This window comes from Streptomyces sp. NPDC048600, from assembly GCF_055587025.1.
Window position 1 is genome coordinate 25820 of sequence record NZ_JBVJGZ010000021.1, and the last position, 13251, is coordinate 39070.

Annotated in this window: 9 protein-coding genes and 1 pseudogene; 2 read left to right on the forward strand and 8 right to left on the reverse strand. The window is 72.6% G+C overall.

The genetic code is table 11. The annotated features are described in order from the left end of the window. Nucleotides 1-16: 16 nt before the first annotated feature. The 5 genes from ACZ6SQ_RS25885 to ACZ6SQ_RS25905 form a co-directional block, all read right to left on the reverse strand. Nucleotides 17-1156 (reverse strand): acyl-CoA dehydrogenase family protein, encoded by a 1140-nt coding sequence (locus tag ACZ6SQ_RS25885; protein ID WP_469566072.1) that lies wholly within the window; start codon nt 1154-1156, stop codon nt 17-19. A gap of 175 nt (nt 1157-1331) precedes the next feature. Beyond that, a complete protein-coding gene (locus ACZ6SQ_RS25890) occupies nt 1332-3182 on the reverse strand; it encodes an acetyl/propionyl/methylcrotonyl-CoA carboxylase subunit alpha (RefSeq protein WP_469566074.1) in 1851 nt (616 codons plus the stop codon). Between the two features lie 5 nt (nt 3183-3187). Beyond that, on the reverse strand, nt 3188-4786 hold the full coding sequence (locus ACZ6SQ_RS25895) for an acyl-CoA carboxylase subunit beta (protein ID WP_469566076.1): 1599 nt from the start codon (nt 4784-4786) through the stop codon (nt 3188-3190). Between the two features lie 28 nt (nt 4787-4814). Further along, nucleotides 4815-6482: an acyclic terpene utilization AtuA family protein gene (locus tag ACZ6SQ_RS25900; protein ID WP_469566078.1), complete on the reverse strand. Its 1668-nt coding sequence runs from the start codon at nt 6480-6482 to the stop codon at nt 4815-4817. Then, nucleotides 6479-7273, reverse strand: coding sequence for a TIGR03084 family metal-binding protein (locus ACZ6SQ_RS25905; RefSeq protein WP_469566080.1), 795 nt, complete (start codon nt 7271-7273; stop codon nt 6479-6481). The genes ACZ6SQ_RS25900 and ACZ6SQ_RS25905 overlap by 4 nt, the downstream gene beginning before the upstream one ends. A gap of 145 nt (nt 7274-7418) precedes the next feature. Here ACZ6SQ_RS25905 and ACZ6SQ_RS25910 point away from each other — a divergent pair. Both ACZ6SQ_RS25910 and ACZ6SQ_RS25915 read left to right on the forward strand, forming a co-directional pair. Beyond that, a pseudogene (locus ACZ6SQ_RS25910) lies at nt 7419-8262 on the forward strand (helix-turn-helix domain-containing protein). Further along, nucleotides 8222-8416 carry a DUF397 domain-containing protein gene (locus tag ACZ6SQ_RS25915; protein WP_469566082.1) on the forward strand — a complete coding sequence of 65 codons (195 nt, stop codon included), beginning with the start codon at nt 8222-8224 and terminating at the stop codon, nt 8414-8416. Before ACZ6SQ_RS25910 ends, ACZ6SQ_RS25915 begins: the two are co-directional and overlap by 41 nt. 264 nt (nt 8417-8680) lie before the next feature. On the opposite strand, the gene ACZ6SQ_RS25920 is transcribed toward ACZ6SQ_RS25915, so the two are convergent. From ACZ6SQ_RS25920 to ACZ6SQ_RS25930, 3 genes are all read right to left on the reverse strand, one after another. Continuing rightward, nucleotides 8681-9043 (reverse strand): DUF6247 family protein, encoded by a 363-nt coding sequence (locus ACZ6SQ_RS25920; RefSeq protein WP_469566084.1) that lies wholly within the window; start codon nt 9041-9043, stop codon nt 8681-8683. 108 nt (nt 9044-9151) lie between these two features. Continuing rightward, nucleotides 9152-10108: an EamA family transporter gene (locus ACZ6SQ_RS25925; RefSeq protein WP_469566086.1), complete on the reverse strand. Its 957-nt coding sequence runs from the start codon at nt 10106-10108 to the stop codon at nt 9152-9154. 95 nt (nt 10109-10203) lie between these two features. Then, nucleotides 10204-13089 (reverse strand): FAD-binding and (Fe-S)-binding domain-containing protein, encoded by a 2886-nt coding sequence (locus ACZ6SQ_RS25930; protein WP_469566087.1) that lies wholly within the window; start codon nt 13087-13089, stop codon nt 10204-10206. Between the last annotated feature and the right edge of the window lie 162 nt (nt 13090-13251).

The following is a 13251-nucleotide window of genomic DNA, read 5'->3' on the forward strand; positions in this document are numbered from 1 at the left end:
CTGGGCGCGGCACCGGTCAGTACGACTTGGGCAGGCCCAGGGTCTGGTGGGAGACGTAGTTGAGAATCATCTCCCGGCTCACCGGAGCAATACGAGCCACGCGTGCGGCGGTTATCAATCGGGCGAGACCGAACTCGCGCGTGAGGCCGTTGCCGCCGAGGGTGTGCACGGCCTGGTCGACGGCCTTCACACAGGCCTCTCCGGCCGCGTACTTGGCCATGTTCGCGGCCTCTCCGGCGCCGATGTCGTCACCGGCGTCGTAGAGGTGGGCCGCCTTCTGCATCATCAGCCGGGCCAGCTCCAGCTCGATGTGCGCCTGGGCGAGGGGGTGGGCGATGGCCTGGTGGGCACCGATGGGCGTCTTCCACACCGTGCGGTCGCGGGCGTACTCGACGGCCTTGCCGAGCGCGTGGCGGCCCATGCCGATCGCGAACGCGGCCGTCATGATCCGCTCGGGGTTGAGTCCGGCGAAGAGCTGGAGCAGCCCGGCGTCCTCGTCGCCGACCAGGGCGTCGGCGGGCAGCCGGACGTCGTCGAGGACCAGCTCGAACTGCTTCTCCGCGGCCTGGAGTTCCATGTCGATATGGCGGCGCTGGAAGCCTTCGGCGTCCCGGGGGACGATGAACAGGCAGGGCTTCAGGCTGCCCGTGCGGGCGTCCTCGGTGCGGCCGACGATGAGGGTCGCGTCCGCGATGTCCACGCCGGAGACGAACACCTTGCGGCCGGTGAGCAGCCAGTCGCCCGACGCGGGGTCCCTGCGGGCGGTCGTCGTGATGCGGTGGCTGTTGGACCCCGCGTCGGGTTCGGTGATGCCGAAGGCCATCGTCTTCGTGCCGTCGGCGAGGGCCGGGAGCCAGTGCTGTTTCTGGGCCTCCGTTCCGAAGCGGGCGATCACGGTGCCGCAGATCGCGGGGCTGACCACCAGCATGAGCAGGGGTGAGCCCGCGGCTCCCAGTTCCTCCAGGACGATGGAGAGTTCTGTGATGCCGCCGCCTCCACCGCCGTATGCCTCCGGCAGGTTGACGCCCAGGTAGCCCAGTTTGCCGGCTTCTGCCCAGAGGTGTTCGCGGTTGTAGTCGGGGCCGTGGCGTTTGCCGAGGGCGGCGACTGCGTCTCGGAGGGCTTTGTGTTCTTCCGATTCGATGTGGGTGGTCACTGTTCTCCTCGGGCTTTCCGTCGTGGGTGGCTGGTCGCGCAGTTCCCCGCGCCCCTAAAAGATGGGTGGCTCGCGCTCACTCGGCGGAGCCGCATATCGATACAGGCCCGCGCCCCTAGAAGCAGGTTGGTCGCGCTCACTCGGCGGAGTAGTAGATCGGTACGGGCCCTCGCCCCTAGGCGGCGTCGCTTTCGACCACGGCCAGGAGTGCTCCTACCTCCACTTGCTGTCCCGGGGTCGCTTGCAGAGCTGTCAGGGTTCCGGTCGCCGGGGCGGTGATCTGGTGTTGCATCTTCATCGCCTCCAGCCAGATCAGGGGGTCGCCCGCCTTTACGGGTGAGCCGGGGGTGAGGCCGTCGGCCACTCGGACGACCGTGCCCGGCATGGGGGCCAGCAGGGAGCCGGGGGCGTGCTGGGTCTCGGGCTCGGGGAAGCGCGGCAGGGCGCGCAGGGCCGTGTCGTTGACGTGGATCCGGTCGCCGTAGGCCGCGACCTCGAACTTACGGGCCACTCCGTCGGTTTCGAGGACGACGAGAGAGGCGCTCGCGTGGACGACCCGCACGCCGTCCGCCCGCAGTCCCTCCCGGGTCCACGAGTAGCGGGCCTCCACCTCCTCCCCCGCCAGCTCGTAGCGCCTGAGCTGCGGCCGGGAGGGGACGTTGCGCCAGCCGCCGCCGAAGCGGGAGCCGCGGTGGGCGGCGTCGGCGAGGGCGGCGGCCAGCGGGGCGAGCGGGTCGCCCGGCGCGCCGAGGTCCGCGAGATGGCGGTCGTAGAAGCCGGTGTCCATGCGGGCCGACGCGAACTCCTCGTGCCGCAGGGACGCCAGCAGCAGGGCCCTGTTGGTGACGGGGCCGTGCAGGGTCAGGCGTTCCAGGGCGCCGGCCAGTCTGCGGACGGCCTCGGCCCGGGTCGGGGCGTGGGCGACCAGCTTGGCGAGCATCGGGTCGTAGTGGACGCCGATGTCGTCGCCGTCGGTGTAGCCGGTGTCCAGGCGGACGGCACCGGGGGCAACGAGGCGGTGCAGGGTGCCGGTCTGGGGGGCCCAGTCGCGGGCCGGGTCCTCGGCGTAGAGGCGGGCCTCGACGGCGTGGCCGCGGGCGGGCGGCGGGTCCTGGGCGAGCGCCTCGCCCTCGGCGATCCTGATCTGCTCCGCCACGAGGTCGAGGCCGAAGATCTCCTCCGTGACGGGGTGCTCGACCTGGAGGCGGGTGTTCATCTCCAGGAAGTGCGCCCGGCCGTCGGCGACGAGGAACTCGACCGTGCCCGCGCCGACGTAGTCCACAGACCGCGCGGCGCGGACGGCCACCGTGCGCAGTTCCTCGGCGAGTCCGGCGGACAGGCCGGGTGCCGGGGCCTCCTCGATCACCTTCTGGTGGCGGCGCTGGAGGGAGCAGTCGCGGGTGCCGAGGGCCCAGACCGTGCCGTGGGTGTCGGCGAGGATCTGCACCTCGACGTGGCGGCCGTTCTCGACGTAGGGCTCGGTGAACACCTCGCCGTCGCCGAAGGCGCTCGCCGCCTCGGCGCGGGCGCCCTCCAGGGCGGCGGGCAGGTCCGCCAGGCGGCGTACGACGCGCATGCCGCGCCCGCCGCCGCCCGCGGCGGCCTTCACCAGCACCGGCAGATCAGCCTCGGTGACCTCGGCCAGGGGCGCGATCCCGAGCAACTCCTTGGCACGGGTCTTGGACGCCATGGCCTCGATGGCCTCCGGCGGCGGCCCGATCCACACCAGTCCGGCGTCCAGGACGGCCCGCGCGAAGCCGGCGTTCTCGGAGAGGAAGCCGTAGCCGGGGTGCACGGCGTCGGCGCCCGCGGCGAGGGCGGCCTTCACGACGAGGTCGCCGCGCAGATAGGTGTCGGCGGGGGCCGCGCCCGGGAGGCGTACGGCCGTGTCGGCGACGCGCGCGTGCAGGGCGTTCGCGTCGGCGTCCGAGTGCACGGCGACGGTACGGATGCCCAGCTCACGGCAGGTGCGGAAGACGCGGCAGGCGATCTCGCCCCGGTTCGCGACCAGAACAGAAGTAATCATTCGTCTCACATCCGGAAGACGCCGAAGCCGCCGCGCACGCCCTCGAAGGGCGCGGTGTGGACGGCGGACAGACACAGGCCGAGGACGGTGCGGGTGTCGCGCGGGTCGATGACGCCGTCGTCGTAGAGCCGCCCGGACAGGAACATGGGCAGCGACTCCGACTCGATCTGCTGCTCCACCATGGCGCGCAGGGCGGCGTCCGCCTCGTCGTCGTACGGGTGCCCCTTCGCGGCGGCGGACTGCCGGGCCACGATGGACAGCACGCCGGCGAGCTGCTGCGGGCCCATGACGGCCGACTTGGCGCCGGGCCAGGCGAACAGGAAGCGCGGGTCGTAGGCGCGGCCGCACATGCCGTAGTGCCCGGCGCCGTAGGAGGCGCCCATGAGGACGGACAGGTGCGGGACCCTCGAGTTGCTGACCGCGTTGATCATCATCGAGCCGTGCTTGATGATGCCGCCCTGCTCGTACTCGCGGCCGACCATGTAGCCGGTGGTGTTGTGCAGGAACAGCAGCGGGATGTCGCGCTGGTTGGCGAGCTGGATGAACTGGGCGGCCTTCTGCGACTCCTCGCTGAACAGCACGCCCTGGGCGTTGGCGAGGATGCCGACCGGGTAGCCGTGCAGGGAGGCCCAGCCGGTGGCCAGGCTCGTCCCGTACAGCGGCTTGAACTCGTCGAAGTCGGAGGCGTCGACGATCCTCGCGATCACCTCGCGCGGGTCGAAGGGGACCTTGAGGTCGCCTGGCACGACGCCCAGCAGCTCGTCGGGGTCGTACTTGGGCGGCTCGGCCGGGCCCGGATCGCCGTACGCCTTGCGGTGGTTGAGCCGGGCGACCACCCGCCGCGCCTGCCGCAGGGCGTCGTGCTCGTCGACGGCGAAGTAGTCGGCGAGGCCGGACACGCGCGCGTGCATGTCGGCGCCGCCCAGCGACTCGTCGTCGCTCTCCTCGCCGGTCGCCATCTTCACCAGCGGCGGGCCGCCGAGGAACACCTTGGCCCGCTCCTTGACCATGATCACGTGGTCGGACATGCCGGGGATGTAGGCGCCGCCGGCGGTGGAGTTGCCGAACACGACCGCGACCGTGGGGATTCCGGCCGCCGACAGCCGGGTCAGGTCGCGGAAGATCGCGCCCCCGGGGATGAAGATCTCCTTCTGGGAGGGCAGATCGGCGCCGCCGGACTCCACGAGGCTGATGCAGGGAAGCCGGTTGGCGAGCGCGATGTCATTGGCCCTGAGCGCCTTCTTCAGCGACCAGGGATTCGAGGCACCGCCGCGCACGGTCGGATCATTGGCGGTGATCAGACACTCCACGCCTTCCACCACACCGATGCCGGTGACGAGCGAGCCGCCGACGGCGTACTCGCTCCCCCACGCCGCCAGCGGTGACAGCTCCAGGAACGGCGTGTCCGGGTCGAGCAGCAGCTCGATGCGCTCCCGCGCGAGCAGCTTGCCGCGCTTCCTGTGCCGTTCGATGTACTTCTCACCGCCGCCCGCCAGCGCCTTGGCGTGCTCGGTGTCCAACTCGGCGAGCTTGGCGAGCATGGCCTCGCGGTGCGCCCGGTACTCCGCGCTCGCGGGGTCGAGGGCCGAGGACAGGACCGTCACAGCAGGGCCTCCAGCGGTTCGGGGGCGGTCACAGCAGTACCTCCGGGATGTCCAGGTGGCGGGAGCGCAGCCATTCGCCGAGGGCCTTGGCCTGCGGGTCGAAGCGGTGCCGGGCGGCGACGCCCTGGCCGAGGACGCCCCCGACGACGAAGTTCAGGGCCCGCAGGTTCGGCAGCACGTGCCGGGTGACCGTCAGGTCGCGGCTCTCGGGGATCAGCTCCTGGAACCGGCCGACGGTCAGTTCGTGCGCGAGCCAGCGCCAGGCGTCGTCCGTGCGCGCCCACACGCCCACGTTGGCGTCGCCGCCCTTGTCGCCGCTGCGGGCCCCGGCGACCAGCCCCAGGGGCGCGCGGCGCACCGGCCCGGCGGGCAACGGTCCGGGCAGGGCGGGCTCCGGCACGTCCTCGGGTACGAGGGTGAGGCCCGGCGGCGGCACGGGGACGCGCCTGGCGTCGTCCAGCACGGCGACATGGCCGACGGTCTCCTGAGGGACGTACGCCGCCTCGAAGACGCCGTAGGGCGTGCCCCTTCCGGGCAGGTCGGCGACGTGGAAGCCGGGGTAGCTCGCGAGGGCCAGTTCCACGGCGGCACCGCCGAGCGCCTTGCCCACGGCGGCCTGGTCGGGGTCGCGCACGACGAGCCGCAGCAGGGCGCTGGCGGTCTCCTCGGTGGCGGCGTCGCCGTGGTCGGTGCGGGCCAGCTCCCAGCGGGCCTCGGCGACCTTGGCGAGGGCGGGCTCCAGCTGCCGCCGCACCAGCGCCGCCTTGGCGTCGATGTCGAGGCCGGTGAGGACGAAGACGACCTCGTTGCGCCAGCCGCCGAGGGTGTTGCGGCCGACCTTGAGGGTCGGCGGCGGGGCCTCGCCGCGCACGCCCTCGACGCGGACCCGGTCGGGCCCGTCCTGGGTGAGCCGTACGGAGTCCAGACGGGCGGTGACATCGGGGCCGGCGTAGCGGGCGCCCTGCGTCTCGTACAGCAGCTGCGCGGTGACCGTGCCGACGTCGACGAAGCCGCCGGTGCCGGGGTGCTTGGTGATGACGCTGCTGCCGTCCTCATGGATCTCGGCGAGCGGGAAGCCGGGACGGGTGACGTCGCCCTCGGCGAAGAAGGCGTAGTTGCCGCCGGTGACCTGGGGGCCGCACTCCAGCAGATGCCCGGCGACGACCGCGCCCGCGAGCCGGTCCAGGTCGCCCGGACCCCAGCCGAAGTGCGCGGCGGCCGGCCCGGTGACCAGCGCGGCGTCCGTGACGCGCCCGGTGACCACGATGTCCGCGCCCTGCCGCAGGCACTCGGCGATACCGAAGCCGCCGAGGTAGGCGTGCGCGGCGAGGCTGCCGGGGTGGGCGGCGGTGAGGTCGTCGCCCTCGACGTGGGCGACCCGGACGGAGATGCCGAGCCGCTCGGCCAACTCCCTGACACGCAGGGCCAGTCCGGCGGGGTTCAGCCCACCCGCGTTGGCGACGATCCGCACCCCGCGCTCCCGGGCCAGCCCCAGACACTCCTCCAACTGCCCCAGGAACGTACGGGCGTACCCGGCGCCGGGGTCCTTCAGCCGGTCCCGGCCGAGGATCAGCATGGTCAGTTCGGCGAGGTAGTCGCCGGTGAGGACGTCGAGTTCACCGTCGGTGAGCATCTCGCGCATCGCGTCGAAACGGTCGCCGTAGAAGCCGGAGGCATTGCCGATGCGCAGCGTCACGCCCCGGCCCCCTTGGGCTTACGGCCCTCACCGGGCGGCCCCGCGAAGGCCTGCGCGATGTCCAGCCACCGGTCGGCGTCCGCGCCGGTGGCGGTGAGGGCGACGTCGTCCCGGTGGGCCCGCTGGGTGACCAGCAGGCAGAAGTCGAGCGCGCTCCCGGTGACACGCTGGGCGGCGTCCTCGGGCCCGTAGGCCCACAGGTCCCCCGACGGCGCGACGAGTTCGACACGGAACTCCTCGGCCGGCGGGGTCAGCCCGTGCGCGCCGAACGCGAAGTCGCGGGCGCGGATGCCGATCCGGGCCACATGCCGCAGCCGGTCGGTCGGCGGCCGTACGACACCCAGCGCGTCGGCCACGTCCTGGCCGTGCGCCCAGGTCTCCATCAGCCGCCCGGTGGCCATGGACGCGCCCGACATCGGCGGCCCGTACCAGGGAAAACGGGCGCCGGGCGGCGCAGCACGCAGGGCCTCGTCCAAGGCCCTGCGCCCCTCCCGCCAGCGGGCGAGCAGCTCGGCGGGCGCCAGCGCGGCACCCGCGTCGGCGCCGTCGTCGACGAACGACCCGGGCGCCTTCAGCGCCTGCTCCACCAGCGCGGTGAAACCGTCGTGGTCGGTCACGGCCAGCAGGGCCGAGTGGTCGGTCCAGGCCAGGTGGGCGATCTGGTGGGCCACGCTCCAGCGGGGCGCGGGGGTGGCCGTGGCCCACTCCCCCGGCTCCAGCTCGGCCACGAGCCGGTCGAGCTCCTCGCTCTCGGCACGCAGATCGTCGAACACGGGCGTCGGATCGGACACGGGTTCGCTCCCCTCCGGGGTGTCGTGGTGGGGAGCATGGCAGCGACACCAGAAACAATCAAGCATGCTTGCATTAATTAGTTCTCCACACCCCCGCACCTGTTCGCGATCGCGTGGCTACGCTCGGTGACAGGAGGTGGTCACCGTGCACATCCGCGAACTCGACCCCAGCGCATCCCCGTTGGACTACTACGGCTACGAGCTGCGCCGCGCGAGAGGCGGCCGGGCTGACCCAGAAGGCCCTGGGCTCGATCGTCTTCTGCACGGGGTCCCTGATCGGCCAGATCGAGACGACGTTGAAGGTCCCGACGAGGGAGTTCTCGGAACGGGTGGACGCCGCGCTGGGGACGGACGGGTTGTTCTCGCGGTTGGTGGGGTTGGTGCTGCGCAGCCAGTTGCCGCATTGGTTTCAGCCTTATGCGGAGATGGAGGCCAGGGCGGCGTACATCTCTACGTTCCAGTCCCAAGTGGTCTACGGCCTGCTTCAAACGCCTGGGTACGCGCGGGCGGTTCTGGAGGCCGGCCTGGCGGACAAGCTCGACGACCAGGTTGCGGCGCGCATGGACAGGCAGCGCATCCTCACGCGGGAGAAGCCGCCCCTGGTGTGGGTGGTCCTGGACGAGGTGGTGCTGCACAGACCGTTCGGTGGACGGAAGGTCATGCGGGAACAGCTCACGCGCCTACTGAGCCTCCAGAAGCAGCGGGGGCTGCGGATGCAGGTGCTGCCGCTCGGCGTAGGGCACCACCCGGCCACAGCCGGGTCGTTCAACGTCCTACGCTTCGACAGCGACCCCGACCTCGTCTACTCCGAGAACTACGACAAGGGGTACATGACCGCCAACCCAGACGTCGTCACGGACTGTTCGCATCGTTACGATCATCTGCAGGCCGCGGCCCTCTCCGTGGAGGACTCGGCAGCACTGATCGCCCGCGTACGGGAGGAACGCTATGCAGAACAGCCAGCGCCTGACCAAGACGCAGTGGCGTAAGTCGTCGTACAGCGGAGGCACAGGAGGCGACTGCGTCGAGGTCGCCGGTCTGACCCCCCACCTGGCCGTCCGCGACTCCAAGACCAAGGACGGCCCGGCACTCGTCTTCCCCGCGACCGCCTGGTCGGCCTTCCTGGAGTCGGTCAAGCACTGACACAGTCACAGCTCGGGGTCGGGCGTGATCTGCCAGATGGTGACCAGCTCCGACCTCGGCGTGACCATGTAGACGAAGAAGCCACCCGGCGGACGAAGGCGTGCTTCGCGCCTTCGTCCGCCTCCGGGTACGCAGGCCCGTGAAGATACAGAGCCGCCGCGGCACGAACCAGTTCGTCGGCGGCTTTCTCCACTTCGGCCAGAAATCCGGGCGGCGCACCCGCCGCCACGGTTTCCTCGTCCGGGATGTACTCCCGACTCCAGGTCACCGCGTCGCCACCGCTTCGGCCGCGGCGCGGTAGAGGACGCTCGCCGTGGTGAGGTGCTCGCGGGCCTCCTCCGGGACTGCGGCTATACGGGCCAGATACTCGGCGCGGTGGTACCGCTTGGCCGTCTCCGGGTGCCTCTCGATCTCGATCAGGGCGGCCCAGTGGGCGAGATAGGCGTGCACGGGCTTCAGCGACCCATGCTCGACGGCCTCGGCCAGCGCCTGGTCCTTGGCCCTGTCACAGGCCGGGAGGGGCGCCGGGGCCACAACGGCACAGGCCGCACGCAGAGCGCCCGGTGACCGCTCAGGGCGAGGGATCGTGGGGCGGTCGTCGGCGGCCTCGTTGTGCTGCAGGCTCATGCTGCCGTTCCCTTCGTGCCCGGGGGGCCGACGGACCGGCCGAGCGCCGGCTGCCGGTTGGTTCGGACCACGAGTCCGACTCTAGTCCGGCCGGACCGCACGGGCGGCTCAAACCTCGGGGACTGCCTTCCGGCGGCCCACCTGGGTTCGCACCGCGCCCATGCTCGCGGCGATGACGAGGGCTATCGCGGCGGACTGGGTGGTGGTGAGGGCCTGGTCGAGGATGAGGAAGCCGGCTGCCGCGGCGATGGCCGGTTCCAGGCTCATCAGGACGGCGAAGGTGTGGGCCGGGAGGCGGCGCAGGGCGAGGAGTTCGAGGGTGTAGGGCAGGACGGAGGAGAGGATCGCCACGCCCGCGCCGAGGGCGATGGTCACCGGGTCGGTGAGCTTCGCGCCGGACTCGGCGAGGCCCAGGGGGAGGAAGAGCAGGGCGGCCACTGCCATGGCCAGGGCGAGGCCGTCGGCCTGCGGGAAGCGGCGGCCCGTGCGGGCGCTGAAGACGATGTACGCCGCCCACATCGCGCCCGCCCCCAGCGCGAACGCCACACCCACCGGGTCGAGTCCGCTGAAGCCTCCGCCGCTGAGCAGGAACACCCCCGCGAGGGCCAGCCCGGCCCAGACGAGGTTCACCGCACGCCGGGAGGCGATCACGGACAGGGCGAGCGGGCCGAGCACCTCCAGGGTGACGGCCGCACCGAGCGGGATGCGGTCGACGGACTCGTAGAACAGCCCGTTCATCGCGCCCATGGTGATGCCGAAGACGACCACCGTGCCCCAGTCGGCACGCGAGTGGCCGCGCAGCCGGGGCCGGCACACGATCAGCAGCACGACCGCCGCGACCAGCAGCCGCAGCGTCACCACGCCGAGCGCGCCGGCCCGCGGCATGAGCGTCACGGCGAGCGCCCCGCCGAACTGCACGGAGATCCCGCCCGCCAGCACCAGCCCGACGGGTCCCAGGGACCCCAGTGAGCCGCCGCGTCGCCGGCCGGGCCCGCCCGCGCTCACCGGCGCGGACGCCGCCGTGGACGCCGGGGCCGGCGTGGGAGTGGTGCTCGAAGTGCTCACGGGGGCTTCCTGAGGCTGGGCGCGGACATGATCATGTTCATCACGATGCACTTACCAGTCCACAGTAATGGACTCACGTCAGGCGTGTACAGCCCTCACACCCCTGACTCCCCGTCGGTCAGGCCCTCCGCCAGGCCCTCCGCCAGGATCTCCGCGAGATGCCGCCCCCGCACCCCGCCCACCTGCTCCAGCTGCGTACGGCAGGAGAACCCGTCCGCCAGCACCACGGTCCCCGCCGGGGCCGAACGCACGGACGGCAGCAGCTGCTCCTCCGCACAGGCCACCGAGACCTCGAAATGCCCCCGCTCGAAGCCGAAGTTCCCGGCCAGGCCGCAGCAGCCGCCCGCCAGCTCCCCGGTCAGGCCCGCCGCCGCCCGCAGCCGCCGTTCGGCGGCGTCGCCGAGGACCGCGTGCTGATGGCAGTGGGTCTGCCCGGTCACAGACCGGTCCAGCACAGGCGGCCGCCAGTCCGGGGCATGCCGCTCCAGCACTTCCGCGAACGTGAGCACCCGCCCGGCCAGCAGTGCCGCACGGGGGTCGTCGCCGAGCAGCTCGGGCAGATCGGTCCGCAGCGCGGCCGCGCAGCTCGGCTCCAGCACGACGACCGGCGCCCCGGAGTCGAGGACCGGCTCCATCAGATCCACGGTGCGCCGCAGCACCGTACGGGCCCGGTCGAGCTGCCCGGTGGAGACGTAGGTCAGCCCGCAGCACACGCGCCCCCGGCGCACCCCCAGCAGCGCGGCGGCGGACCGGGTGCGCCCGTCCGCGAGCCGCCGCCCTCGCGGCAGCAGCGTCGGCGGCAGCGCCACCCGCAGCCCGGCCGCCTCCAGCACGCGTACGGCCGCCCGCCCCACGGACGGGGACAGATGCTCGGTGAAGGTGTCCGGCCACAGCACCACCAGAGCGCCCGCACTCGCTCCCGGCTCGCGGCGGCGGCGCCACCACCGGCCGAAGGGCTCGGCCGCCAGCCGGGGGATCTCCCGCTCGGCCGCGACACCGCCCAGCCGCTTGGCGAACCGGGCGAGCGGCCGTACGCCCGCCAGCGCGTTCAGCACGCGGGCCGCCCGCAGCCGGGCCACCCACCGCAGCCACTCCGGCAGCCTTCCCATGACGATGTGCGCGGCCGGGCGGCGGCGCCCCGCGTAGTGGTGATGCAGGAACTCCGCCTTGTACGTGGCCATGTCGACGCCGACCGGGCAGTCCGAGCGGCAGCCCTTGCAGGACAGGCAGAGGTCCAGGGCGTCACGGACCTCGGTGGACCGCCAGCCGTCGGTCACCAGTTCCCCGGCGAGCATCTCGTGCAGCAGCCGGGCCCGCCCGCGCGTGGAGTGCTCCTCCTCACCGGTCGCCCGGAAGGACGGACACATCACGGACGCCCCGCCCGACCCCGTCGTACGGCACTTGGCGACGCCCACACAGCGGCGGACGGCGGCCGAGAAGTCGCCGCCGTCGGCGGGGTAGCCGAAGGCGACGTCGACGGGCTCACGGGGCAGCACGGCGAACCGCAGGTTGGCGTCCAAGGGTGCGGGACGCACGAGGACACCCGGGTTGAGCAGGTCGTCGGGGTCCCACACGGCCTTGGCCCGCTCGAACAGGGCGACCGTCTCGAGGCCGTACATCACCGGCAGCAGCTCGGCACGCGCCTGCCCGTCGCCGTGCTCGCCGGAGAGCGAACCGCCGTGGGCGACGACCAGACGGGCCAGATCCCCGGAGAAGCGCCGGAAGCGGGCCACCCCGGCCTCACTCAGCAGATCGAAGTCGATGCGGACATGAACACAGCCGTCCCCGAAGTGACCGTACGGCGTCCCGCGCAGCCCGTGCGCGCCCAGCAGCCCCCGGAACTCACGCAGATACCCTCCGAGCCGCGCGGGTGGTACTGCGCAGTCCTCCCAGCCGGGCCAGGCTTCCGTACCGTCCGGCATACGTGTCGCCGTGCCGGCCGCGTCCTCACGGATGCGCCACAGCGCCCGCTGCCCGACCGGATCGCTCACCACCATCGCGTCGAGGCAGTCGGCCGCACGGACGATCGCGTCCGCACACGCGCGTGCCTCCCCCTGCGTTTCCCCGCCGGTCTCCACGAACAGCCAGGCCCTGCCGAGGGGCAGATCGGCGAGCGACGGCACCAGATCGGCGGCCATGCCCTCCACGGTCAGCGGCCCGTACGACAACAGCCCGACCGCCGCCTCCGCCGCCGCACTCTCGTCGGCGTATCCGAGCACCGCGAGGGCACGCGCGCGGGGCACCTCCACGAGACCGACGACCGCCTCCGTCAACACGCCCAACGTCCCCTCCGATCCGCAGAAGGAGCGGGCGACGTCCACACCCCTCTCCGGCAGCAGGGCGTCCAGGGCGTAGCCGGAGATACGGCGGGGCAGCGCGGGGAATCCGGTCCGCAGCCGGGCCAGTTCGCCCTCGGCCAGCTCCCGCAGCCCGTCGGGAGCCCCGGCCCAGCCTTTCCCGAGGCGCAGCCGCCGCCCGCGCGCGGTGAGCACCTCCAGCTCCCGCACGTTGTCCGCGGTCGTCCCCCAGGCCACCGAGTGCGAGCCGCAGGCGTTGTTGCCGATCATCCCGCCGAGGGTGCAGCGACTGTGCGTGGAGGGGTCGGGCCCGAAGCGCAGCCCGTGCGGGGCGGCGGCCTCCTGGAGCCGGTCGAGGACGAGCCCCGGCTGGACGACGGCGGTCCGGCTCTCGGGGTCCAGGCCGACCAGCCGGTTCATGTACCGCGTGAAGTCGAGGACGACGCCCGTCCCGGTCGCCTGCCCCGCGATGGACGTACCGCCGCCCCGCGGCACGACCGGCACGCCGTGTTCGCGGCACACCTCCAGTACGGTGACCACGTCCTCGGCGTCCCGGGGGGCGACCACGCCGAGGGGGACTCGCCGGTAGTTGGAGGCGTCCATGGTGACCAGGGCACGGGAGGTGACGTCGAAACGGATGTCGCCGCGGACTGAGGAACGCAGGTCGGCCTGCAACTCGGACATGCCGCCACTCAACCAGCCGTGAGGCGAGGGACGTCGGGAAGCCGCGGCGTTTCGCAACTCGGCGTCAGCGAGGTGCCGCCCGGCGGTTGCTGATGCGGGGGCGGTGCGCAACTCGGCGCGACGAGGTGCCGCAGCGCCCACCCGTGCCGCCCTGGGGGTACC

What these genes read in the sequence shown, in the direction of transcription:
- ACZ6SQ_RS25890 (WP_469566074.1), bottom strand. Translation starts at nt 3,182, where the DNA reads ATGATTACTTCTGTTCTGGTCGCGAACCGGGGCGAGATCGCCTGCCGC.
- ACZ6SQ_RS25915 (WP_469566082.1), top strand. Translation starts at nt 8,222, where the DNA reads ATGCAGAACAGCCAGCGCCTGACCAAGACGCAGTGGCGTAAGTCGTCG.
- ACZ6SQ_RS25920 (WP_469566084.1), bottom strand. Translation starts at nt 9,043, where the DNA reads ATGAGCCTGCAGCACAACGAGGCCGCCGACGACCGCCCCACGATCCCT.
- ACZ6SQ_RS25930 (WP_469566087.1), bottom strand. Translation starts at nt 13,089, where the DNA reads ATGTCCGAGTTGCAGGCCGACCTGCGTTCCTCAGTCCGCGGCGACATC.